Raw genomic sequence first — 20,903 nt, forward strand, 5'->3', positions numbered from 1 at the left:
GGGGAGTGCGCGGGACGCGGCTGCGCGCCGCAGGGCTGCCGGCAGCAGCGGGACCCGGTCGACGTCGAGCCGCTGCTCCGCCCTCGTCCGCGTGGATCGCCGGCGTCCGCGGCTCCGGCTTCACGCTGCTGGTGATGGGGATCATGATCCTCGCGGTGGTCGTGCTCGCCCCGAGCATCAAGAACTTCGTCGAGCAGCGCGCCGAGATCGCCGAGCTGCAGCGCTCGGTCGACGCGGCCAAGACCCAGGCGCAGAACCTCGACGAGCAGCGTACCCGCTGGTCCGACCCGGCGTTCATCCGCGCGCAGGCCCGCGAGCGGCTGTACTTCGTGATGCCCGGCGAGGTGAGCTACCTCGTGCTCGACGACGTGACGCTCGCCCAGCAGGCGCAGCAGCCCGCGAGCGACACGGTGCAGGAGACCCCGAGCGACTGGGCCGGCTCCCTGCTGTCCTCGATCGCGGTCTCGGGCCTCGGCGAGCCGACCGCCGATGAGCTGACACCGACTCCGTAGCTCCCGCCCTACCCGTCGCTCCCGCCCGGCCCCGCGTACACTGGAGCGTCCTCCCGGCCGTCCGTCCTCTGGAGCCCCCGTGACCACGCCCCCCTTCGATCCGCCGTCCGAGCGCGACATCGCGGTCGTCTCCGCCCAGCTGGGCCGTCCCGCCCGGGACGTCGTCGGGATCAGCGCACGCTGCGTCTGCGGCGACCCGACGGTGGTCTCCACGAGCCCCCGCCTGTCCGACGGCACGCCGTTCCCCACCTTCTACTACCTGACCCACCCCGCCGCGACGGCCGCGATCTCGCAGCTCGAGGCCACCCAGGTCATGGTCGAGTACAACGCGATGCTCGCCGAGGACGAGGAGCTGCGCGAGGCGTACGCCGCTGCGCACCGGGCGTTCCTGGCCGACCGCGAGAGCGTCGGCTCCGTCCCCGAGATCGCGGGCATCTCCTCCGGGGGCATGCCCTCGCGGGTGAAGTGCCTCCACGCCCTCGCCGCGCACGCCCTCGCGGCGGGCCTCGGCGTCAATCCGATCGGCGATCTGGCCCTGGCCCGCGCCGACTGGTCTCCCGAGCGCTGCGCCTGCAGGCCGCTCGACGCGTAGCCGCTCCTACCGGAGCCACGGAGGCGCCACCACCGGCGCGCTCTTCGCTAAGCTGATTCCCAGTCGGGGTCAGTGCTGCCCACCGCATCGAGAGCGGGCACTTCGCATTGCGTGAGGGTGTTCGCATTGTCCATCCCTCTTGGAGAGTCAACCGTGCCCAGAATCCTGATCGTCGGAGGCGGCTACGCCGGCTTCTACACCGCGTGGAAGCTCGAGAAGCAGCTCCGCCCGCACGAGGCAGAGGTCACGATCGTCGACCCGCTGCCCTACATGGCGTACCTGCCCTTCCTCCCCGAGGTCGCCGCGGGGTCGATCGAGCCGCGCCACGCGATCGTCTCGCTCCGCCGCCACCTCAAGAAGACCGCGATCCTCGCCGCCAAGGTGACGAAGATCGACCACGCGAACCGCACCGCGACGATCACCCCGACCGTGGGCGAGCCCTACGAGTTCGAGTACGACCAGATCGTCGTCACCGCCGGCTCCGTCTCGCGCACCTTCCCGATCCCGGGCGTCGCCGACAACGCGATCGGCCTGAAGACGATCGAGGAGGCGACCGCGATCCGCGACCGCATGCTCACGAACTTCGACAAGGCCGCGTCGCTCCCCGCCGGCCCCGAGCGCTCGCGCCTGCTGACCGTCACGGTCGTCGGCGGCGGGTTCGCGGGCATCGAGGTCTTCGCCGAGCTGCGCTCCTTCGCGAGCGCGCTGCTCAAGCGCTACCCCGAGATCGACTTCGAGGAGACGCAGTTCCACCTCATCGAGGCGATGGGCCGGATCATGCCCGAGGTCGCCCTCGAGACGAGCCACTGGGTGCTGAAGAACCTCGACCAGCGCGGCGCCACCGTGCACCTCGACACGCAGCTCAAGTCGGCCGAGAACGGCGTCATCCAGATGTCGACGGGCGAGAGCTTCGAGTCGGACCTCATCATCTGGACCGCGGGCGTCATGGCGAACCCGTCGATCAAGAACTCCGACCTGCCCATCGAGGAGCGCGGCCGCCTGCGCGTGCGCGCCGACCTCCGCGTCGGCCACGACGACGTGCTCGTCGAGGGCGCCTGGGGCGCCGGCGACGCGACGGCCGTCCCCGACCTCACCGGCGGCGGCGTCGGCGGCTTCTGCGTGCCGAACGCCCAGCACGCCGTCCGCCAGGGCAAGCTCATGGCCAAGAACATCACCGCGGTGCTCCGCGGCGAGGAGCCGGTCGACTACGTGCACAAGAACCTCGGCGCGGTAGCGGGCCTGGGCATCGGCATCGGCGTGTTCCAGTCCGGCAAGATCGCCGTGAAGGGCTTCCCCGCCTGGGTGATGCACCGCGGCTACCACGGTCTCGCCATGCCCTCGTGGGAGCGCAAGTTCCGCGTGGTCTGGGGCTGGTGGAACAACCTCTGGCTCGGCCGCGACATCGCCTCGATCGAGGCCCGCGAGTACCCCCGCGGCTCCTTCGAGACCTACGCGTCGCGTCCGCGTCCGGCGGCCCCGGCCGCCGAGGCTCCGGCCGCGCAGGCCCCGGCGCAGATCCCCGGCCAGGCCGGTGCTCCGGTCCCGGTCGGCGGCGAGCCCGCCAAGTCCTGACACCGCCGCCGGGAGGGTCGCTCCTCCCGGTGGTCGCCCCCATAGCCCAATCGGCAGAGGCAGACGACTTAAAATCGTCTCAGTCTGGGTTCGAGTCCCAGTGGGGGCACTCCGTCCGACGTGCCGCTCTCTAGGCGGCGCGGGCGTGCGCGCTGCGTCGAGCGGGCTCGAGCAGCCCGGCCTCGAGGGCCTGGGTGATCTCGCCCGGGGTGCAGTCGGCGCAGAGCACGACGAGCTCCTCCTCGGTGTCGCGGCCGCCGGAGCGGTCGAGGACGACGGCGTCGGTTCCGCAGAGTGCGCATTCGATCATGCGGGTACCGTATGTCCGACCTCCGACATGCGCGCGGCAGCGCCCCGGCGCGTCTCGCCCGGATCCGGCAGGGCGCCGGGCGCGCCTCCGGACCGGTCGTCCTTCCGGCCGGAGGAGCCCGGTGTTCGGGAATCGGACGAGGATCCCGCGCGCCCGCGCCGCCTCGCCTAGAGTCGTCACCGGGCGGTTCCGAGCCCGGGCGCCCGCGTCCGGATGCGAGCCGCCCGGTCCACGGCGGGCGCCGGAACGGTCCCGCTTCTCGTGCCCGCGGGCACCGTCATGCACCGCCCGGCGACGGGCGGCCGGGAGGCCCCCATGGGGAAGCTGCTCTACGGAGCCTCGGGAGTCGAGATCGAGTTCGACGACCGCACGCTCACGCACGTCCAGATCGTCATCGCCAACAAGCTGCGCCGCCGCGAGAGCTTCTTCTTCTCCTGGCGGGACGACCCCGCGGTCGGCGACGGCCGCTCGAGCATCTGGCTCGACCCCTCCGTGCCCCTTTACTTCAAGTACTTCGGCGGACGGGTCCCCTCGATCAACCGCACCTGGATCGACCTGCTGACCGTCTCGGCGAACTCGTCCGGCGGGCTGCAGCTCGTGCAGGAGCCGGACGCCGCCCCCACCCCGCCGCCGAAGGGCGAGCAGGGCGCCTGACCCCCACCCGCCACGCCCCGGAGAAGAGCCCCATGCAGCGCGACGTCTCGGCCCACCTGACCCTCGACGTCGCGGCTCCGGCCGCCCTCGTCCTCTCGATCGCGGTGGCCGACGCGTACGGGGCGGAGGAGTCGCTGACGCTCACCGTCGACGGCCGCCCGCTCGCCGCTCGCGAGGTGATCGACCAGCACGGCACCCGGCTGCACGTGCTCGACGCGCCGGTCGGGCACCTCGTCGTGGACTACTCCGCGCGCGTCCTAGGACGCCTCGATCCGCTCGAGGGCGACGAGGTGGACCGGCTGCGGTACCTGCGGCCGAGCCGCTACGCCGAGTCGGACGTGCTGTGGGCGACGGCCCGGGCCGAATTCGCCGGCCTCGCCGGGGCGGACCTCCTGCACGCGGTGAGCTCCTGGGTCGGCACGCGGCTGGCGTACGTCCCCGGCTCGAGCCTTCCGACGGACGGGGCCGAGCGGACGCTGCTCGCCCGCCGCGGCGTCTGCCGCGACTTCGCGCACCTCGTCGTCGCCCTCCTCCGTGCGCTGGACGTGCCCGCCCGACTGGCGGCCGTGTACGCCCCGGGACTGCAGCCGATGGACTTCCACGCGGTCGCGGAGGCCTGGATCGAGGGGGAGTGGCGGGCGGTCGACGCGACGACGCTCGCGCCGCGGTCGAGTCTCGTGCGGATCGCGACGGGACGCGACGCGGCCGACACCGCGTTCCTCGGCGTCTACGGCGGCATCGCGACGCTGCGCGAGCTGACGGTCGGCGCCGTGGCCGACGTGCTGCCGGGCGACGACCTCGACCGGCCCGTCTCGATCGGCTGAGCGGGCGGCCGAGGCCGGCTACTCCGACTCGACGAAGCGCCGCCAGGCCCAGATCGACGTGCACACCGCGCTGAAGGCGACGACGGCGAAGAGCACCGGACCCGCTCCGCCGTCGGTCGACCAGGACGCGATGGTCGGGGTGAGCAGCACGAACAGCACGGTCGTCGCGAGGAGCGTGAGCCCGAGCCAGAGCAGCGGGGACCAGCGCAGGATGCTGCGGCCGGCGGGGCGCCCGACCGGGAACAGCAGCACCACGCTCGAGCCGACCGAGATCAGCGTGGTCGCGCTGAGCACCTCCGCGGCGAGCACGGAGCCGAACGAGCCGTCGGGCGGGACCACGGCGGAGGCGCCCCAGGCGAGTCCGGCGAGGCCCAGCAGCGAGACGACGCGGACGGTGGAGAGCTTCGCCCGGTCGACGGCGGATGCGCCCTCGGGGAGGACGAGGCCGATCACCACGCCGAAGAGGAGCGCCGGGTCCAGTCCCGCGAAGCGCGAGACGAGAGCGGCCGCCGCGACCAGGAGCAGCGCGCGCGGAGCGGCGACGACGCCGATCCCGCTGACGCCGATCCGTCGGCCGACCAGCGCGGGGACGGCGGCGGCGACCGCGTTGACCACGGCGACGGCCACGATGACGGCGATCAGCAGGCGCAGGTAGGCGGGCTGGCCGTCGACGCGTCCCGAGAGCAGGACGAGGCCGGCTGCGCAGCCGATCATCCCGACGACCATCAGGCGCGGCGAGGCGGGACCGGTGTCCGGCTTGTCGTCGTACTCGACGGCGGCGCGGTTGCGGCCCGTGAGGTGCCAGCTGCGTTCGGCACGGGGCGCGCGCCCGGCCGCGGCGAGGCGGGCCGGCACGACGACCAGGGCGAGCGAGAGCAGAGCGAGGGCGAGGGAGCGCATCCAGTCGGCCATCGAGACGACGGGCGATCCGGCTGACAGCGCGGTGGTCATCCCGGTCGCCGCGCTCCAGCCGCCCGGCTCGGATCCGGCGTCGGGGGCGGGCTGCGGCGGCACGTCACCGCCGTCCTGGTCGGGAGCCGGGACCGGTGCTGCGGTGGGCTCGGCGGTCGGCTCGTCCTCGGGCGCGGGCGCGGCCTCTCCGGGGCGGACGGGCGACGGAGACGCGGTCGGCGCCGCGCTGCTCGGAGCGGGAGACGCGGCGGCCCCGGGCGCGCTGGGCGCGGCTCCGGGGGCGGCCGGCGTCGTCGCGCTGGGCGTGCCGGTGGGAGCGGTCGTCGCCGCCGCGAAGGTCACGTCGATCCAGGGGCTCGGCGGGCTGTAGTTGCCGGCGCTGTCGCCGGCGATGGCGGAGACCCGGTGCGCGCCCGCCGTGATCGTGCCGCCGGTGCAGCTCCAGGCGCCTCCGCTGACCGCCGCGTCGCAGGTGTTGACCCGGTCCACGTACACGTAGGCGCGAGTGCCGTCCACGCCCGTCCCGGAGTAGGACGCGCCGCTGAGCGGCAGGGCGGCGCCGTTCGACGGCGAGGTGAGGGCGGGGGCGGCAGGAGCAGCGGTGTCGACCACGAGGGTCACCGGCGCGCTGGCCGGCGAGGCGGCGCTGCCGGCGAAGGAGGCGGTCTGCGTCGCGGTGACGCGGTAGCTGCCCGGCGCCGGAGTGGGGGCGAGCTGGCAGAACCATGCGCCGCCGGAGTCGGCGGTGGCCAGGCACGCGGCGCCGCCGTTCGAGACCGCGGCGACGCTCGCGCCGGGGTAGGCCGTGCCGCGGACCGAGCCCGCGGAGGTCGCCGAGCCGTCGACCGACTCGATGACGGGGGCGCTGAGGACGGCGATCGGGACGGCGGCCGAGGTGGTCCCGCCGCCGGCGAGGAGCTCCACCGCGACCAGGGTCGCCGGGCCGTCGTCGAGGGAGACGGCGCAGCTCCAGCCGCCGTCGGGGCCCGCGGTGGTGATGCAGAGGGGGTCGCCGCCGCCGCGGAGCCCGATCTGCACCTGGTCCCCGGCCGTCGCGGTGCCGGTGACCGTCGTCGCTCCCGTGCTGAGGACCGCGCCGGAGGCGGGAGCGGTGATCGCGAGAGCTGCGGCCTGCGCGGCCGGAGCGGCCAGCCCGGAGACGGAGGCGACGGCCGCGAGGAGCACCAGCAGCAGGGCGGCCGTGCGCCGCGGGGATCGGCGGAGTCGGGGCACCGGCACGACCGGTGAACCCCCCGGTACTGCCACGTCGACGCCCGATTTCACGATGCGTCCATTGCACGGGGGCAGTGGGGAGCTGTCAAGCGCGCCGCACCACTGTTCCCGGATGTACACCATCCGGAGGAGGCGTCTCGGCCGGTCGGGGGAGTCGGGGAGATCCGGGAGAGCGCTTCCGCGAGAATATACCCGTCGATCAGATCCGGAGGACAGTGGAATGCGCGAAGACGAGGCCCGCGGGCGCGATCGGCGGGAGGTGCGCGTCGAGGCCGCGCGCTTCGACGATCCGCGCGAGCTGGGCGGGCTCCTGCCGCCGGGCCTGCGCATCGGACTGGCGCAGAGCGCCTTCCAGACGGAGGGCTCCCTCGAGGCGGGCGGCCGGGGCCGGTCGGTGTGGGACGACTTCGCGCTGCGACGGGGGACGATCGCCGAGGAGGCCACTCCCGAGATCGCGACGGACTTCCTCCTGCGCTGGCGCGAGGACCTCGCGCTGATGGTCGATCTCGGCGTCGACGAGCTCCGGCTCTCGGTCTCGTGGCCTCGGCTGCATCCCGACGGCCGCGGGCCGATCGACCGCGGAGGGCTCGGCTTCTACGACCGCCTGCTCGACGGGCTCGCCGAGACGGGGATCCGGGTCGCGCTGACCCTGCACCACCGCGACACCCCGTCGGCGCTCAGCGGCGGCTGGATGAACCGCGACACCGCGTTCCGCTTCGGCGATCTCGCCTTCGAGCTCGGCGGGCGGTTCGGCGACCGGGTCGCCGACTGGATCACCCTCGACCAGCCGTCGACGGTGATGCTCGAGGGCTACGCGCTCGCGCGGCAGGCGCCGGGCGCCGGCCGGCTGTTCAGCGCCCTGCCGGCGCTGCACCACCAGCTCCTCGGGCACGGTGTGGCGCTGGAGGCGCTGCGGGCGGCGGAGGTGTCTGGGAGGATCGGCCTGGTCGACGCGCTCGCGCCCGTCGAGCCCGCCTCCGACGACGACCGGGACCGCGCCTTCGCCTCCCTGGCGGACGTCCTGCGGAACCGCCTGGTGGCCGACGCCGTGCTGACCGGGTCCTTCCCGGTCGGACCGGAGGAGCTGCCGCCGTTCCTCGGCGCCCTCGCGCAGGCGGATCCGGTCGACCTCGCGCGCATCTCGGCTCCGCTCGACTTCTACGCGGTCGCGCCGCTGCCGCCGCTGCGGATCGTGGCGGGCCGCGACCCGGCGCTGCCGACCGGGGTGGGCGCTCCTCCCGCGCTCCCCTTCCACACGGCGCCCTGGCCGGAGCTGGACCGCACGGGCGACGGCTCGCCGGTCGCACCCTGGGCGGTGGTCTCGGTGCTGCGGTCCCTCGTGGAGCGCTACGGCGACGCCCTGCCGCCGCTGGTGGTGACCGCGCTCGGCGCGAGCTACCCCGACGAGCCCGATCGCGAGGGTGCGATCGTCGACACGGAGCGGATCCGCTGGCTCGGGGCGCACCTGGCCGCTCTCGCCGAGGCCGTCCACGACGGACTGCCGGTGGAGGCCGTGCAGCTCTGGACCCTGGTCGACGCGTTCGAGTGGCAGCACGGCTACAGCCGCCCGCACGGGCTCGTGGCCGTCGACACGCGCAGCCGGGACCGCGTGCCCAAGGCGTCGTTCGACTGGCTCCGGCGCGTCCTCGACGCCCGCTCCTGACGCGGGGGCGTGCGAGACTGCCGCCGTGCGCAGCCTCCTCGCCCTCGCCTCCGTCCTCCACGCCGACCCCGCCCCGGTGCTCGCCGCCCTCGCGGACGTCCTCGCCGCCGACGGCGCCTACGAGCGGCGGGGGAGCGGGCTCGAGCGCCGGCTCCCCGTGCTCGGCGTCGAGCAGTGGCGGGTCCTGGCGGACGAGGAGGGGGCCCGGGTCGAGTGCGAGCTGGTCGCCGCACCCGCCTCGTCGGCGCTCGCCGGGGTCCTCCTCCGGCGGCGGATCCGCGAGGCGCCGGACCGGTTCCGCGCGGTCGTGACCGCGGTCGCCGACGCGGTGGAGTGACGCTCCGGGGACGCCCGCGCGGGTCCGCTCCGACGCCCGCTCTCCGCTCCGCCCGCCGACCCGCCCGCCGCCCCGCCTCCACCCCGCGCCAGCGCCCCCCGAACGGGGAATGCGCGGGCGCTCGCCGCTGTTGTCTAGCGATGACGGGACGGGGCTCGGCGCCCCGCCCACCGGACAGCTCGGAGGAGCCAGAGGCAGATGGCAGGAACAGGGATGAACAAGGGTCGAGGGGCGCGCGGCAGTGACGACGAGATCGTCTACCGCCGCCACGCGAACGGACGCGGCATGGTCGCTCCCGGATCGCGCGTCTCGGCGACCGCGTACGTGGAGACCGGCGCCTACGTGGAGCCTGGCGCGACCGTGGGCGAGCGCGCCTGGATCGGCGCGGGCAGCTGGGTCGACCGCGACGCCATGATCGGGCACAGCGCCTTCATCGGCGCGAACGTGCACGTCGGGCCCGAGGCGATCATCGGACCGGGGGCGCGGATCGGGAGCTACTCCCGCATCGGACGCTCGGCCGTGATCGCGACCGGCGCCCGCATCGACCGCGACACCGTGGTGCCCGACGGCGCCCGGAGGGGCATCGACGAGGCGAGCGAGAGCGGCCGCCGCGCGGCCTGACCCCCACGACCCTGTTCCGCCGGCTCCCCGGAGCGGCGGAATAGGGTCGTTCCATGTTCGAACTCCACCACCTCAGCGCCCAGGAGCAGTGGGACTGGCTGCAGCGCGGAGAGGTCACGCCTCTCGAGCTCGCCGATCACTACCTCGCCCGGATCGAGCGCTGGAACGGGGAGCTGGGCGCCTTCGCCACGGTGACCGCCGATCGGGCGCGGGAGCGGGCGTCATCGCTCGGCACCGGGCCCGGCACCGCTCCGCTCTGGGGCCTGCCGAGCGGCGACAAGGACCTCTGGCGGCGCGCGGGCGTGCGGACCGCATTCGGATCGCGGCTGCGCGAGCACCACGTGCCCACCGTCTCCGACGAGATCGTCGAGGTGCTCGACGCGGCGGGAGCGGTCAGCCTCGGCAAGACCGCGGCGCCCGAGTTCGGGATGCCCTCCTACACCGAGACGCTGATCGGCCCGCCCGCCGTCACGCCCTGGGACACCCGCCTCGGGGCCGGCGGATCCAGCGGAGGAGCGGCGGTCGCCGTCGCCGCGGGACTGCTGCCGTTCGCCCCCGCCTCGGACGGCGGCGGGTCCATCCGCATCCCCGCCGCGGCCTGCGGCCTGGTAGGACTGAAGCCCTCCCGCGGACGCGTCGCCGCGCTCTCCGGCATCGGCGGGGTCGGCGGCCTGACGGTCGCCGGGCCGATCACCCGCTCGGTCGCCGACGCGGGCCTCCTGCTCGAGGGCATGCTGGAGCGGACGAACGGCCGCCTCCCGCAGCGCTGGTCGCTCGGCGCGCCCGGCGACGGCGACGGCTCGTTCCTCGGCGCCGCGGTGCGCGGAGAGGGGCGCTTCCAGATCGGCGTGCTCACGGACTCGCCCTGGGACGAGGAGTACGAGATCGCTCTCGCTCCGGAGGCGCGCGCCGCGCTGGACGAGGGGATCGCCGCGCTGGCCGCCCTCGGCCACGGGCTCGAGGAGGCGTCGCTCCCCCCGAGCGCCGCGTACCCCGCCGCGTTCCGGACGCTGTGGCAGAGCGGCGCGGCGACCCTGCCCGTCGAGGGCGCGGACCTCGATCTGCTGGAGCCGCTGACCCGCTGGCTGGTGGAGGAGGGCCGCCGGCGCTCCGCCCGCGAGATCGTCGAGGCGGCGTCCTGGCTCTCGGGCTACGAGCGCGCGGTGATCGCGGCGTTCTCCGGCGTCGACGCGGTCCTGACGCCGTCGCTGGCGATGACGCCGCGCCCCGTCGGCTGGTACGACCTCGAGGATCCCGAGCGCAATTTCGAGCAGCAGTGCCTCTACACGCCGTACACGTCCTTCGTGAACGTGAGCGGCCTCCCCGCGATCACCCTTCCGCTGAGCACCACGGAGGAGGGCCTGCCGATGGGAGTCCAGCTGATCGGGCGACCCGGCGGCGAGGCGACGCTGCTGGCGATCGGCGCACAGCTCGAGCGGCGGGCGCGCTGGCAGAGGCGGCACCCGCCGCAGTGGTGACGGGGGAGGCCGCAGCGGTGACGGGTCCGGGCGCGGCCGCACGGCGGATGGTCAGGTCCGGCTCTGGTCACTGAGGTAAGCCTTGCCTATACTCGAACACGATGTGCATGTTCGAGGACCGCGACGGCTCCGCGCCGGTCGACGTGAAGCAGTTCCTGATCGCGGGCGACGAGACCGTCGTGCCGTGGATCCAGAGCATCCTCGACGCCCTCCCCGCGAACGCCCGCGGCCAGGTCTTCGTCGAGGTCGACGACGCGCGCGGACTGCCGCCGCTCGCCGCCCCCGGACGGGTCTGCGTCACCTGGCTCGGCCGCTCCGAGCGCTCGGGCGCCCCCGGCACCGGTGAGCGCTGCTCCCGCGGAGTCGCACTCGACCGCGCGGTCCGGGCCTGGGTCGGCGAGATGTCGGTCGTCGACGGTGACTACCCGTGGGCCGACGGCCGCCACGACTTCTGCGCCTGGATCGGCGGGGCCGGCCCCGTCGTCGCCGAGCTCGCCGCCGACGTCGAGGCGCGCCTGCGCACCTCCGCCGAGCACGCCGCGCGCTGACCGTCCGCCGGGCGTCCCGGCTGAGTGTTAGGCAAGGCTTACCTTCTGTGCGAGACTGAGGTGATGCCTCCGACGACCGCCGCCCCCGCCCGACCGGCCTACCGGCCGTACCTCGCGACCGTCGCCGCAGCGACCCGGATCGCCCCGCACTTCATCCGCGTGACCCTCACCGGCACCGGCCTCGACCACGTCGGCTGCACCGGCCCCGACCAGCGCATCAAGCTCGTCGTCCCCACCGCAGCCTCCGACGCCCCCGCCTTCCTCGCCTCCGTCTCTGACCCCGACGGACCCGACGGACTCGACCCCGACTGGTACGGCCGCTGGCGACAGCTCCCCGACGAGCTCCGGAACCCGCTCCGCACCTACACCATCCGCGCCGTCCGCCCCGAGGGCGCCGAGGTCGACATCGACTTCGCCGCCCACGGCGACACCGGACCGGCCTCCGCCTGGGTCGAGAGCGCCCGCGCCGGCGACCAGATCGTCATCATCGCGCCCGACACGCGCTCCGACCTCCCCGGCGGCGGAGTCGAGTTCCACCCCGGCGCCGCCACCTCCCTCCTCCTCGCCGGCGACGAGACGGCCGTCCCCGCCATCGCCGCGATCCTCGAGAGCCTCGACGACGACGCCACCGGAGCCGCGTTCCTCGAGGTCCCCACCGCCCACGACCGCCTCCCGCTCCGCCACCCCGCCGGCGTCCACGTCACCTGGATCGTCCGCGCCCACGCGGCAGCCCCCGGAGCGGCCCTCGGCGACGCGGTCCGCGCCTGGGCCACCCGCTTCCTCACCGCCCACCACCGCGGCGTGGACGTCAGCGACATCGACGTCGACCACGAGATGCTCTGGGAGGTCCCCGACGAGAGCACCGACCCCGGCCTCTACGCCTGGATCGCCGGAGAAGCCGGCGCCGTGAAGCTGATCCGCCGCTGCCTCGTCACCGAGCTCGGACTCGACCGGAAGCGGGTGGCGTTCATGGGGTACTGGCGCCTCGGCCGCCAAGAGTCCAACTGACCCGGAGCGCCGCAGGGCGACGTTCTGCGGCGTTGTCGTCGGGCGCGATACCGCCGGTATCGCTTCCTCCTCCGCCTTGCAGAACGACGCCCTGCGACGCTCCGGGCGCTGCTCGTAGGGGTGCGGCGCGCCGGGGGCGCGACCGCGGGGGACAGCGCGCCGGGGGCGCGGCCGCGGGGGACGGCGCGCCGAGGGGGTGGCCGCGGGGGACGGCGCGCCGGGGGCGCGGCCGCGGGGACGGCGCGCCAGGGGCGCGACCGCGGAGGACGATGCTGATCGAGTGGATCTCGCAGGGGGCGTCTCGAGATCCACTCCGACGGACTTCGCGCGTGATCGAGCGGTTCTCGGGTGCCTGGCGAGTCGGGCGACCGCGCCCGGACATGCTCATCGGGTAGCCCTCGGAGAGGGAGTTTCGAGATCCACGCCCGACCGATTTCGCGGCTGATCGAGCAGCTCGCGGGCACAGACCGAGCCCGACGACCGCGCGCAGACCTGCTGATCGGGCAGCCCTCGGAGAGGGCGTGTCGAGATCCTCCCGGCGAGCGCGCCGGGTGCTCCGCGCCGCCCCGCGCCGAGTCGGCGGCGGCGGGGAGCGGCAGCGGGCTACAGGGTGGGAGAGACGCCCACGAGGCGGCTGGAGAGGGTCCAGAGGTCGTGGGCGAGAGCGCGGTCGCGGGCCTGGGGGTTCAGGGAGCCGTGCGGCGTCAGCTGGTCGAAGTAGGTGCCGCTGGCGGCACCGACGTCGGGCTCGGAGGCGAGGGTGATCAGCGGCACCGCACCCGCCTCGGCGGAGATCCCGAAGGAGCCGACCGAGAGGCTCGTCATCAGCTTCATCATCGTGCTGTCGGCACCGAAGCTCGTCGAGACGACGCCCGGGTGGAACGAGTACGCGTCGACCGACGTCGTCAGCAGGCGCTCCGCCAGCTCGCGGATGAAGAGGATCGTCACCAGCTTCGACGTGCCGTACGCCCGCCAGCCGCCGAGCCACGGACCCCGGCGGTTGTCGAGGTCGTCGAGCCTCAGGCGACCGAAGCGGTTCGCGAGGCTCGCCGTGGAGACGACGCGGACGCCGGCCCGCTCCCTCGAGGTCTCGATCATCCGCGGGAGCAGGAGCCGCGTGAGCAGGAACGGCGCGAGATGGTTGCTCTGGATCGTCCGCTCGTGGCCGTCGACCGTCTCGGCGCGGTGGGAGACGAGCCCGCCCGCGTTGTTCGCCAGCACGTCGATCCGCTCGTAGCGCTCGAGGAGGCCGTCGGCCAGGGCGCGGACGTCGTCGAGCCGGTCGAAGTCGGCCAGGAACGCGTCGCCTCCCACGTCGGCGGCGACCGCGCGGGTGCGCTCGGGGTTCCGCCCGACCACGGCCACGCGGGCACCGGCGGACGCCAGCGCTCCCGCCGCGACCCGGCCGATGCCGGAACTGGCTCCGGTGAGGACGACGACGCGCCCCGTCATGTCAGTGACCACGGAGATATCCGCCCTTCTCGAGACCGGCTTCGATCTCGAATCGATTGCGCAGCGGATCGCGACCCGCCACCGTGTACGCGAACGGGAACCACATCCCGTAGAGCCGCCACTGCTCCTTGTGCACGGCCTCGTGCTCGAGGACGCTGTCGGAGACGTTGGTGCCCGTGAGGTAGCTCGTGCCGACGCAGGACCCTCCGCGGCCGAACGCCCAGGAGGGCAGACCGGTGAAGACGACGAGGCCGTGGCTGCGCCGGATCGGGCCCGTGCTCCACAGCGCGCCCCAGGCGAGTCCGACCGCGCACGCGAAGAGGTAGCCCGGCCGGGTGATCGCCGGATCCAGGGCCACCGTCGCGACGGCTCGACGGAGCGCGCTCACGCGCTGTCGCGTCCGTAGGTCTCGAGCAGCCGCAGCCAGACCTCGCTGATCGTCGGATAGGAGGGGACCGCGTGCCAGAGGCGCGAGAGCGGCACCTCGCCGACGACGGCGATCGTCGCGGAGTGGATCAGCTCTCCGACCTCCTTGCCGACGAAGGTGACGCCGAGGACGACCTTCCGGTCCTCGTCCACGACCATCCTCGCGGTGCCCGTGTAGCCGTCGGCGGCGAGGGCGGCGCCGGCGACCGAGCCGATCTCGTAGTCGACGACGCGGGTGCGGTATCCGGCCTTCTCGGCGGCCGCGGCGGTGAGGCCGACCGACGCGACCTCGGGGTCGGTGAAGACGACCTGCGGCACGGCCTCGTGGTCGGCGGTCGCGACGTGCGCTCCCCAGGGGGCGTCGTGGACCTCGGCACCGGTGGCGCGCGCGACGATCACGTCGCCGGCCGCACGGGCCTGGTACTTGCCCTGGTGCGTGAGCAGTGCGCGGTGGTTCACGTCGCCGACCCCGTAGAGCCACGGACGCCCGCCGCCGAGGGGAGCACCGTCGCCGCCCAGCACGAGCATCGTGTCGTCGACCGTCAGCGAGGAGCCGGGCTCGAGGCCCACCGTCTCGAGGCCGACGTCGCGGGTGTGCGGGGCGCGGCCGGTCGCGGCGAGCACCTGGTCGGCCTCGATGACGTCGCCGCCCTCGAGCGTCACCGCCACGGTGCCGTCGGACCGGCGCTCGACCGAGACGGGCGAGTCGCCGAGGCGCAGGTCGACGCCGAGCTCCTGGAGCGCCGAGCCGACGAGCTCGCCGGCGAAGGGCTCGAACGGCGTGAGGAGTCCGCTGCGGGCGACGAGCGTGACGGAGGAGCCCATGCCGGCGTAGGCGGTCGCCATCTCGGTCGCGACGACTCCGCCGCCGATGACGACGAGGCGCGGCGGCACCTCCTCGGCCGAGGTGGCCTCGCGGCTCGTCCAGGGGGATGCCGCGCGCAGGCCAGGGATGTCGGGGACGACGGCGGTGGTGCCGGTCGCGACGGCGACGGCGGAGCGGGCGCGGAGCACGCGCACCTCGCCGTCGGGTCCGGTCACTGTGACCTCGCGCTCGCCGCTGAGGCGGCCGTGCCCGCGGACGAGCTCGATGCCGGCGCCCTCGAGCCACTGCACCTGGCCGTGGTCGTCGAAGTGGCTGGTGAAGGAGTCGCGGCGGGCCAGGAGCGCGGGCACGTCGACTCCTCCGCTCACCGTCTGCGCCGCGCCGGGGAGATCACGGGCGGCGCGGAGCGCCATCGGCGGCCGCAGCAGCGCCTTCGAGGGCATGCACGCCCAGTAGGAGCACTCGCCCCCGACGAGCTCGCTCTCGACGACGGCCGCGGTGAGGCCGCCCTGGACCGCGCGGTCCGCGAGGTTCTCGCCCACCGGCCCTGCTCCGATGACGATGACGTCGAACTCGTCCGTCGTGCTGCTCATGCTGTCTCCCTGGGGTTCTCGGAGGCGTCGAGCCCCGTCGTCGGTGGGTGCCCGGCGCTCAATGCGCCGGCACGATCTCGGCCCGCCAGCCGTCGTAGCGGCCGCCGTGGCTCTCGACCGCCTCGATCACCTGGCGGAGGAACGCGGTGGTCGACTCCTCGTCGACCGCGGCGTGGTGGCTCGCGACGAGGACCTGCCTCAGCCTCAGCCGCGAGATCGCGATCTGGAAGCCGGAGGCCACGAGGACGCGCCCGGCCCGTCGTGCGGTGCTGCGGCGGGAGAAGACGGCGAAGTGGTCGACCTCGCGCAGCTCCCACACCTGGTCGCCGTAGCGGAGCCGGATCTCGAGCTGCTGCGCGGCGCGCTCCTGCTGCGCCTCGAGGGAGGAGCCGCCGGGCGCCGTGACGGTGGTGCTCTCGTCGCTCATCGTCCGGTGAACTCCGCCGTCGTGCGCTGGAGGAAGGCCTCGGTGCCGATGCGCGCATCCTCGGACGCCGCGAGACGCGCGAGCGCCCCGGGGAGCGCGGCCGCGGCCTCGGCGTCGGACGCGGCGACCGCGAGCCGGGCACTGGCCAGGGCGGCCTGCACGGCGAGCGGCGCCTGCGCGGCGATCCGGGCGGCCAGCGCCCAGGCCGCCTCGGCGACCGTCCCGTCGGGGACGACCTGCTGCACGAGGCCGATGCGGTGGGCCTCCTCGGCGTCGAAGAGGTCGCCGGTGAGGATCCAGCGCATCGCGTCGCCCCAGCCGACGGCGCGGGGGAAGCGCAGCGTCGCTCCGCCGAAGGGCAGGATGCCGCGGGCGACCTCGATCTGGCCGAAGCGGGTGGACCGCTCGGCGAGGACGACATCGCTCGCGAGCGCGAGCTCGATGCCGAGCGTGAGGCAGGTGCCCTGGAGGCCGATGACCACCGGCTTGCTCACGGGGCGGGTGCGCAGGCCCCAGGGGTCGAGACCGCCCTCGGGCACGAAGTCGAGGCCGTCGGAGCCCAGGCGGGGCCCGATGTCGGCGAGGTCGAGCCCGGCCGTGAAGTGCCCGCCCTCGGCGAGGACGACGCCGGCGCGCAGATCCGGGTCGCGGTCGAGCTCGCCGTACGCGGACGCCAGCTCCGCGAGCAGCCGCAGATCGGCGGCGTTGCGCTTCTCGGGCCGGTCCAGCACGATCGCGAGCACGGTCCCGCGCCGCTCGGTGCGCACGCGCGGTCTCTCGTCGCTCATCGTTCCTCCGCTCGGTCGCGTCCGACCATCTTGCCGGGTGCCGCCGACACGCGCTCGGGCTTGCGCGCCGATGGCAGGGCTCTCTCAGGCCCCGCGGGACAGAGCGCCGAGGAGGCGGAGGATCGTGGGCAGGTCGTCCTCGGCCGCGGTCGGCGACGACGGGGCGAACGAGGTGACGCCGGCGCCCGCGAGCGGGAAGCGGGACCGGAGGGCGTCGAGGCTCGCGACGAGGCGCGAGGCGGGAACGCCGAAGGGCACCGGGTCGAACAGCCCGGCGAGATCGGCGGGGTCGAGCACGTCCAGATCGAGGTGCACGTAGACGGAGGCGGCACCGGTCGCCTCGACCGCCGCGACGAGCGACTCCGGGTCGAGGGCGTCCGCGGGCAGCACCGCGGCGCCCCGCTCGACCAGCCGCTCGAGCTCGCCGTCGTCGGCGGAGCGGACACCTCCGAGGACGACGCGCTCGTCGGCCACCCGCTCCTCGGCGCCCGCGCTCAGGAGGCCGACGCCGCGTCCCAGCGCGGCCGAGAGGACCATGCCGCAGAAGGCGCCGCTGGGGGAGGACTCGGGAGTGTGCGCGTCCGGGTGGGCGTCGAGCCAGACCAGCGCGACCGGGCCCGGTGCCGAGCGCACGGCGTGCCCGATCGCCGCGAACTCGACGCCGCAGTCACCGCCGATCGTGATCACGGGACCGGTGCGGCTCGAGAGGGCCTCGCGCACCCGCTCGGCGACGGTGGCGACCGAGGCGTAGCGGCGGATGCCGGTGTCCTGGGCGTCGCCCGCCTCGGCGGGGATGTCGAGGGTCGTGGTGGCGGAGGAGGGCAGATCGCCCCGGATCGCCTCGGCTCCGTCGACGAGGCGCATCGCGCGCGTCGACGCCGAGCCCTGCCACTGGGGGACGACGAGGAAGGAGGCCATGTCCCTCACTATGGCACGCGCGCCGGTGCCGGGTGCCTGCGTGCTCAGGCCGCGGGCAGGCCTCCGGGAACGGCCGCGGGGCGGAGCGACGGGGGTGCGCCGTCGAGGTCGACCAGGGCCTCGTCGAGCGCGGAGCGGGCGCGGTCGGCGGCGGCGCGGGCCTCGTCCAGAGCGCCGGCCGGATCGCCTGCCGCACGGCGCACCGCGGTGTCCAGCTGCCCGAGCGTCTCCTCCGCGAGGATCCGGGGTGCCGCGGTGATGCGCTCGCCGTGCACGGCGGCCAGGAGCAGCACCGACTCGGCACCGAGCCGGGCCGCGGTGCGCGCCGCCTCGAACAGGAGGAGCTGGCGCTCGGCCTGGGCCCGCGGCTCGCGGTACCCGGAGACGACGGCGTCCAGAGCGGAGTCGGCGTCGAGCAGCAGGACCAGTAGCGCGGCCGGATCGTGGCGGGCGCCGGCCGACCGGGCGTCGTCGGCGTCGAGGAGGAGCGACCGTGCCGCGGCGCACGCGACGGCCACGTCGGCGGCGGAGGCGAGCTGCGCCGAGGTGCGCAGGTCCGAGAGGGTGGCGGCCCGCTCCAGGTCGTCCCGCACGGAGCGCTCGACGCCGCTCAGCTGCACCTCGGCGCGGGTCACGAGCCCGACCAGCGAGTCGACCGCGTCGAGCAGGGCGTCGGGATCGGGGGAGCCGCCGGCGGCGACGTGCTCGACGGCCTCGCGCAGCGGTCGGACCCGGCGCTCGGGAGTGGTCCCGGCGAGGACGGAGACCTCGGAGCGCGCCTGCTGCACGCGCTCCGGGAGGGACGGGCTCGGCGAGGTCACTCCGTGATCGTACGGCCGGAGTGTGACACCGCGTGACACGGCGGTTCGACCGGCGGCGGCGGCGTGCCCAGGATGGAGTCATGACCCGCTCACTCGCCATCGTCGAGGTCGCCCGCGTGCGACCGGGCCGCGAGGAGTACCACGCCTACGTGCAGATCCTGAACGGCCGCATCCTCGCCCTCGCGCACGAGCGCGGCTGGCGGGCGGAGCGCTTCGCCGCCGAGGAGCTGGGCACGGAGGAGCTGCTGGCGCGCACGGCGGGGGCGGACGCCCTCGTCCTCGCGGGCGGCGAGGACATCGCTCCCGAGCAGTACGGCGCCGACCGCGGCTACCCGGCCGAGGGCCCCCACGCGGAGCGCGCCGATGCCGCCCAGATCGCGCTGGTGCACCGGGCGCTCGCCCGCCGGACCCCGCTGCTGGGCATCTGCCGCGGCCTGCAGATCGTCAACGTCGCGCTCGGCGGCACGCTGGTGCAGGACCTGGGTCCGGAGGCGGAGCACGTCAACGCGGCGGCCCCCGCTCACCAGCGCATGCACCGGCACGAGGTCGGGCTCGCGGCGGGCTCCGTGCTCGGCGGGCTCTTCGGGTCCGAGGCGCTCGCGGTGCAGAGCGCGCACCACCAGGCGGTCGACCTGCTCGCTCCGGGGCTGCGGGTCGTCGCCCGGGCGGAGGACGGCGTGATCGAGGCCGTCGAGCACGTCGCGGCCCCCCTCGTCGGCGTGCAGTGGCACCCCGAGGACCCGGACGCTCCCGCCGGTCAGCTGGCGACGCTGCTCGACGGGCTGGCGCTCGCCGCCGCCCGCGGGGAGTTCGCGCTGCCCCTCGCCGCCTGAGCGGCCGGGGCTCCCCGCGGGCGACCGGGCTCAGCGGGCCAGTCGGGCCATCCACGCTTCGATGTCGTCGGCCGAGCGCGGGATGCCGGCCGAGAGGTTCTCGGCGCCGTCGGCGGTGACGAGCACGTCGTCCTCGATCCGGACGCCGATGCCGCGCAGCTCCTCCGGGACCGTGAGGTCGTCGGGCTGGAAGTAGAGGCCGGGCTCGATCGTGAAGACCATGCCCTCCTCGACCAGTCCGTCGAGGTACATCTCGCGCCGTGCCCGGGCGCAGTCGTGCACGTCGAGCCCGAGGTGGTGGCTGGTGCCGTGGACCATGTAGCGGCGGTGCTGCTGGTTGTCGGCCTCGAGCGCCTCCTCGGCGCTGACCGGCAGCAGGCCCCACTCGGCGGTGCGCCGCGCGATGACGGCCATCGCCGCGGCGTGAACCTCGCGGAAGCGGATGCCGGGTCGGACGATCGCGAACGCGGCGTCGGCCGCCTCCCGCACCGTCTCGTGAACCTGGCGCTGGGCGTCCGTGTAGCGGCCGTCCACCGGGAAGGTGCGCGTGATGTCGGCGGTGTAGTAGCTGTCCTGCTCGACGCCGGCGTCCAGCAGCACCAGCTGGCCGGGGCGCACCGGCCCGTCGTTGCGCGTCCAGTGCAGGATGCAGGCGTGGGGGCCCGCTGCGGCGATGGTGTCGTAGCCGACCGCGTTGCCGTCGGCGCGCGCGCGTCCGTTGAAGACGCCCTCGATCAGGCGCTCGCCCTTCTCGTGGGCGATGATGCGCGGCAGGTCGGAGAGGACGTCCTCGAAGCCGCGGCCCGTCGCGTCGACGGCGGCGCGCAGCTCGGCGATCTCGTAGGCGTCCTTGACCAGGCGGAGCTCGGCGATGTCGCGCTCGAGCGCCGCGTCGCGGTCCGCCCGCTCGTCGGCCTCGACCGCGTCGAGACGGCCGGTCACCGCCGGGTCGGCCTCGCGCAGCACGGCGAGGGGGACGCCGTCGTGCGCGTCGAGGACCGCGTCGAGCTCGGCGATCCCGCGGGTGGCGAGGCCGAGATCGCTCGCGACCTGCGCGAGCGACGGACGCGGCCCGATCCAGAACTCGCCGATCTCGGGGTTGGCGTAGAACTCGTCGGAGTCGCGGCCCGCGCGCTCGCGGAAGTAGAGCGTCGCGCTGTGGCCGGACCCGGCGGGCTCGAGGACGAGGACCGCGCCGGGCTCGGAGTCGGAGCCCCAGCCGGTGAGCCAGGTGAAGGCCGAGTGCGCACGGAACGGGTAGTCGGTGTCGTTCGCGCGCTGCTTGAGGCGGCCCGCCGGGACGACGATGCGCACGCCGGTGTGCAGCGCGGAGAGGCGCTCGCGGCGGGAGGCGGCGAAGGACGCCTGCTCGCGCGGAGCGGGCAGCGGCTCCTCCCGCTCGGCCCAGCCGGACGCGATGAAGTCGCGGAAGCGGTCGGAGGCGGGGGTCGTCGAGCGGTTCGCGGTGGCGCGGGGGCGCGGGGCTACGACTCCGCCGCTCCGCGCGCCCACCGCCTCGCCGACGTGCGCCTCGCGACCTGGAACGTGCTGCACG

At 74.9% G+C, this 20,903-nt stretch carries 22 protein-coding genes and 1 tRNA gene; 13 read left to right on the top strand and 10 right to left on the bottom strand.

All coding sequences use genetic code 11. The features are described from left to right. The 4 genes from C5D36_RS15835 to C5D36_RS15850 form a co-directional block, all read left to right on the top strand. Nucleotides 1-512, top strand: a 512-nt coding sequence (locus C5D36_RS15835; RefSeq protein ID WP_308471297.1) for a septum formation initiator family protein, incomplete at its 5' end; no start/stop codon positions are given. A gap of 79 nt (nucleotides 513-591) precedes the next feature. Further along, entirely contained in the window at nucleotides 592-1,104 is a 513-nt protein-coding gene (locus C5D36_RS15840; RefSeq protein WP_104296233.1) for a DUF501 domain-containing protein, read from the top strand. A 153-nt stretch (nucleotides 1,105-1,257) separates the two neighbouring features. Then, nucleotides 1,258-2,676, top strand: coding sequence for an NAD(P)/FAD-dependent oxidoreductase (locus C5D36_RS15845; RefSeq protein WP_104296234.1), 1,419 nt, complete (start codon nucleotides 1,258-1,260; stop codon nucleotides 2,674-2,676). A gap of 35 nt (nucleotides 2,677-2,711) precedes the next feature. Next, nucleotides 2,712-2,785, top strand: a tRNA-Leu gene (locus C5D36_RS15850). 21 nt (nucleotides 2,786-2,806) lie between these two features. Here the strand turns inward: C5D36_RS15850 and C5D36_RS15855 are convergent. Continuing rightward, entirely contained in the window at nucleotides 2,807-2,986 is a 180-nt protein-coding gene (locus tag C5D36_RS15855; protein ID WP_104225020.1) for a hypothetical protein, read from the bottom strand. A 315-nt stretch (nucleotides 2,987-3,301) separates the two neighbouring features. On the opposite strand from C5D36_RS15855, the gene C5D36_RS15860 reads away from it, so the two are divergent. Both C5D36_RS15860 and C5D36_RS15865 read left to right on the top strand, forming a co-directional pair. After that, nucleotides 3,302-3,640: an ATP-dependent DNA ligase gene (locus C5D36_RS15860; RefSeq protein WP_068211888.1), complete on the top strand. Its 339-nt coding sequence runs from the start codon at nucleotides 3,302-3,304 to the stop codon at nucleotides 3,638-3,640. 32 nt (nucleotides 3,641-3,672) lie between these two features. Next, nucleotides 3,673-4,464, top strand: coding sequence for a transglutaminase family protein (locus C5D36_RS15865; protein ID WP_104234572.1), 792 nt, complete (start codon nucleotides 3,673-3,675; stop codon nucleotides 4,462-4,464). A gap of 18 nt (nucleotides 4,465-4,482) precedes the next feature. On the opposite strand, the gene C5D36_RS15870 is transcribed toward C5D36_RS15865, so the two are convergent. Further along, entirely contained in the window at nucleotides 4,483-6,609 is a 2,127-nt protein-coding gene (locus tag C5D36_RS15870) for a hypothetical protein (protein WP_181072928.1), read from the bottom strand. Between the two features lie 220 nt (nucleotides 6,610-6,829). Here C5D36_RS15870 and C5D36_RS15875 point away from each other — a divergent pair, with 220 nt between their 5' ends. From C5D36_RS15875 to C5D36_RS15900, 6 genes are all read left to right on the top strand, one after another. Beyond that, on the top strand, nucleotides 6,830-8,272 hold the full coding sequence (locus tag C5D36_RS15875; protein ID WP_181072930.1) for a glycoside hydrolase family 1 protein: 1,443 nt from the start codon (nucleotides 6,830-6,832) through the stop codon (nucleotides 8,270-8,272). A gap of 25 nt (nucleotides 8,273-8,297) precedes the next feature. Beyond that, entirely contained in the window at nucleotides 8,298-8,609 is a 312-nt protein-coding gene (locus tag C5D36_RS15880; RefSeq protein ID WP_104227427.1) for a hypothetical protein, read from the top strand. A 198-nt stretch (nucleotides 8,610-8,807) separates the two neighbouring features. Beyond that, nucleotides 8,808-9,230 carry a transferase gene (locus tag C5D36_RS15885; RefSeq protein WP_104250107.1) on the top strand — a complete coding sequence of 141 codons (423 nt, stop codon included), beginning with the start codon at nucleotides 8,808-8,810 and terminating at the stop codon, nucleotides 9,228-9,230. Between the two features lie 53 nt (nucleotides 9,231-9,283). Beyond that, nucleotides 9,284-10,708, top strand: coding sequence for an amidase (locus C5D36_RS15890; protein ID WP_104296237.1), 1,425 nt, complete (start codon nucleotides 9,284-9,286; stop codon nucleotides 10,706-10,708). A gap of 101 nt (nucleotides 10,709-10,809) precedes the next feature. Further along, the gene (locus C5D36_RS15895) at nucleotides 10,810-11,256 is read left to right on the top strand and encodes an SIP domain-containing protein (RefSeq protein ID WP_104227425.1); all 447 of its coding nucleotides are present in this window, start codon (nucleotides 10,810-10,812) and stop codon (nucleotides 11,254-11,256) included. 63 nt (nucleotides 11,257-11,319) lie between these two features. Beyond that, nucleotides 11,320-12,264 carry a siderophore-interacting protein gene (locus C5D36_RS15900; RefSeq protein ID WP_104296238.1) on the top strand — a complete coding sequence of 315 codons (945 nt, stop codon included), beginning with the start codon at nucleotides 11,320-11,322 and terminating at the stop codon, nucleotides 12,262-12,264. Nucleotides 12,265-12,867: 603 nt separating this feature from the next. On the opposite strand, the gene C5D36_RS15905 is transcribed toward C5D36_RS15900, so the two are convergent. The 7 genes from C5D36_RS15905 to C5D36_RS15935 all read right to left on the bottom strand — a co-directional run bounded on the left by C5D36_RS15905 (nucleotide 12,868) and on the right by C5D36_RS15935 (nucleotide 18,515). Next, nucleotides 12,868-13,728 (bottom strand): SDR family NAD(P)-dependent oxidoreductase, encoded by an 861-nt coding sequence (locus C5D36_RS15905; RefSeq protein WP_244230659.1) that lies wholly within the window; start codon nucleotides 13,726-13,728, stop codon nucleotides 12,868-12,870. After that, nucleotides 13,718-14,104 carry a Fe-S oxidoreductase gene (locus tag C5D36_RS15910; RefSeq protein ID WP_104227423.1) on the bottom strand — a complete coding sequence of 129 codons (387 nt, stop codon included), beginning with the start codon at nucleotides 14,102-14,104 and terminating at the stop codon, nucleotides 13,718-13,720. The genes C5D36_RS15905 and C5D36_RS15910 overlap by 11 nt, the downstream gene beginning before the upstream one ends. After that, on the bottom strand, nucleotides 14,101-15,561 hold the full coding sequence (locus C5D36_RS15915) for an NAD(P)/FAD-dependent oxidoreductase (RefSeq protein WP_104296239.1): 1,461 nt from the start codon (nucleotides 15,559-15,561) through the stop codon (nucleotides 14,101-14,103). Before C5D36_RS15915 ends, C5D36_RS15910 begins: the two co-directional genes overlap by 4 nt. A gap of 58 nt (nucleotides 15,562-15,619) precedes the next feature. Then, entirely contained in the window at nucleotides 15,620-15,988 is a 369-nt protein-coding gene (locus C5D36_RS15920) for a ribonuclease E inhibitor RraB (RefSeq protein WP_104225032.1), read from the bottom strand. Beyond that, on the bottom strand, nucleotides 15,985-16,776 hold the full coding sequence (locus C5D36_RS15925; RefSeq protein WP_104296240.1) for a crotonase/enoyl-CoA hydratase family protein: 792 nt from the start codon (nucleotides 16,774-16,776) through the stop codon (nucleotides 15,985-15,987). Before C5D36_RS15925 ends, C5D36_RS15920 begins: the two co-directional genes overlap by 4 nt. 84 nt (nucleotides 16,777-16,860) lie before the next feature. After that, a complete protein-coding gene (locus tag C5D36_RS15930; RefSeq protein ID WP_104296241.1) occupies nucleotides 16,861-17,694 on the bottom strand; it encodes an arginase family protein in 834 nt (277 codons plus the stop codon). A 44-nt stretch (nucleotides 17,695-17,738) separates the two neighbouring features. Further along, nucleotides 17,739-18,515 (bottom strand): hypothetical protein, encoded by a 777-nt coding sequence (locus C5D36_RS15935; RefSeq protein WP_104225035.1) that lies wholly within the window; start codon nucleotides 18,513-18,515, stop codon nucleotides 17,739-17,741. 80 nt (nucleotides 18,516-18,595) lie between these two features. On the opposite strand from C5D36_RS15935, the gene C5D36_RS15940 reads away from it, so the two are divergent. Then, nucleotides 18,596-19,348, top strand: coding sequence for a gamma-glutamyl-gamma-aminobutyrate hydrolase family protein (locus C5D36_RS15940; protein WP_104225036.1), 753 nt, complete (start codon nucleotides 18,596-18,598; stop codon nucleotides 19,346-19,348). Nucleotides 19,349-19,378: 30 nt separating this feature from the next. Here the strand turns inward: C5D36_RS15940 and C5D36_RS15945 are convergent, their stop codons facing one another. Next, nucleotides 19,379-20,860, bottom strand: coding sequence for an aminopeptidase P family protein (locus tag C5D36_RS15945; RefSeq protein WP_258062969.1), 1,482 nt, complete (start codon nucleotides 20,858-20,860; stop codon nucleotides 19,379-19,381). Nucleotides 20,861-20,903: the final 43 nt, after the last annotated feature.

Origin of the sequence: Rathayibacter sp. AY1C6 (genome assembly GCF_002931535.1) — a bacterium.
In the GTDB taxonomy this organism is placed as follows: domain Bacteria; phylum Actinomycetota; class Actinomycetes; order Actinomycetales; family Microbacteriaceae; genus Rathayibacter.

Excerpts from the sequence above, each read along its gene's own strand:
- C5D36_RS15900 (WP_104296238.1), top strand. The coding sequence starts at position 11,320 with ATGCCTCCGACGACCGCCGCCCCCGCCCGACCGGCCTACCGGCCGTAC.
- C5D36_RS15875 (WP_181072930.1), top strand. The coding sequence starts at position 6,830 with ATGCGCGAAGACGAGGCCCGCGGGCGCGATCGGCGGGAGGTGCGCGTC.
- C5D36_RS15865 (WP_104234572.1), top strand. The coding sequence starts at position 3,673 with ATGCAGCGCGACGTCTCGGCCCACCTGACCCTCGACGTCGCGGCTCCG.
- C5D36_RS15925 (WP_104296240.1), bottom strand. The coding sequence starts at position 16,776 with ATGAGCGACGAGAGACCGCGCGTGCGCACCGAGCGGCGCGGGACCGTG.
- C5D36_RS15930 (WP_104296241.1), bottom strand. The coding sequence starts at position 17,694 with ATGGCCTCCTTCCTCGTCGTCCCCCAGTGGCAGGGCTCGGCGTCGACG.
- C5D36_RS15915 (WP_104296239.1), bottom strand. The coding sequence starts at position 15,561 with ATGAGCAGCACGACGGACGAGTTCGACGTCATCGTCATCGGAGCAGGG.
- C5D36_RS15940 (WP_104225036.1), top strand. The coding sequence starts at position 18,596 with ATGACCCGCTCACTCGCCATCGTCGAGGTCGCCCGCGTGCGACCGGGC.
- C5D36_RS15920 (WP_104225032.1), bottom strand. The coding sequence starts at position 15,988 with ATGAGCGACGAGAGCACCACCGTCACGGCGCCCGGCGGCTCCTCCCTC.
- C5D36_RS15885 (WP_104250107.1), top strand. The coding sequence starts at position 8,808 with ATGGCAGGAACAGGGATGAACAAGGGTCGAGGGGCGCGCGGCAGTGAC.
- C5D36_RS15860 (WP_068211888.1), top strand. The coding sequence starts at position 3,302 with ATGGGGAAGCTGCTCTACGGAGCCTCGGGAGTCGAGATCGAGTTCGAC.
- C5D36_RS15890 (WP_104296237.1), top strand. The coding sequence starts at position 9,284 with ATGTTCGAACTCCACCACCTCAGCGCCCAGGAGCAGTGGGACTGGCTG.
- C5D36_RS15895 (WP_104227425.1), top strand. The coding sequence starts at position 10,810 with ATGTGCATGTTCGAGGACCGCGACGGCTCCGCGCCGGTCGACGTGAAG.
- C5D36_RS15855 (WP_104225020.1), bottom strand. The coding sequence starts at position 2,986 with ATGATCGAATGCGCACTCTGCGGAACCGACGCCGTCGTCCTCGACCGC.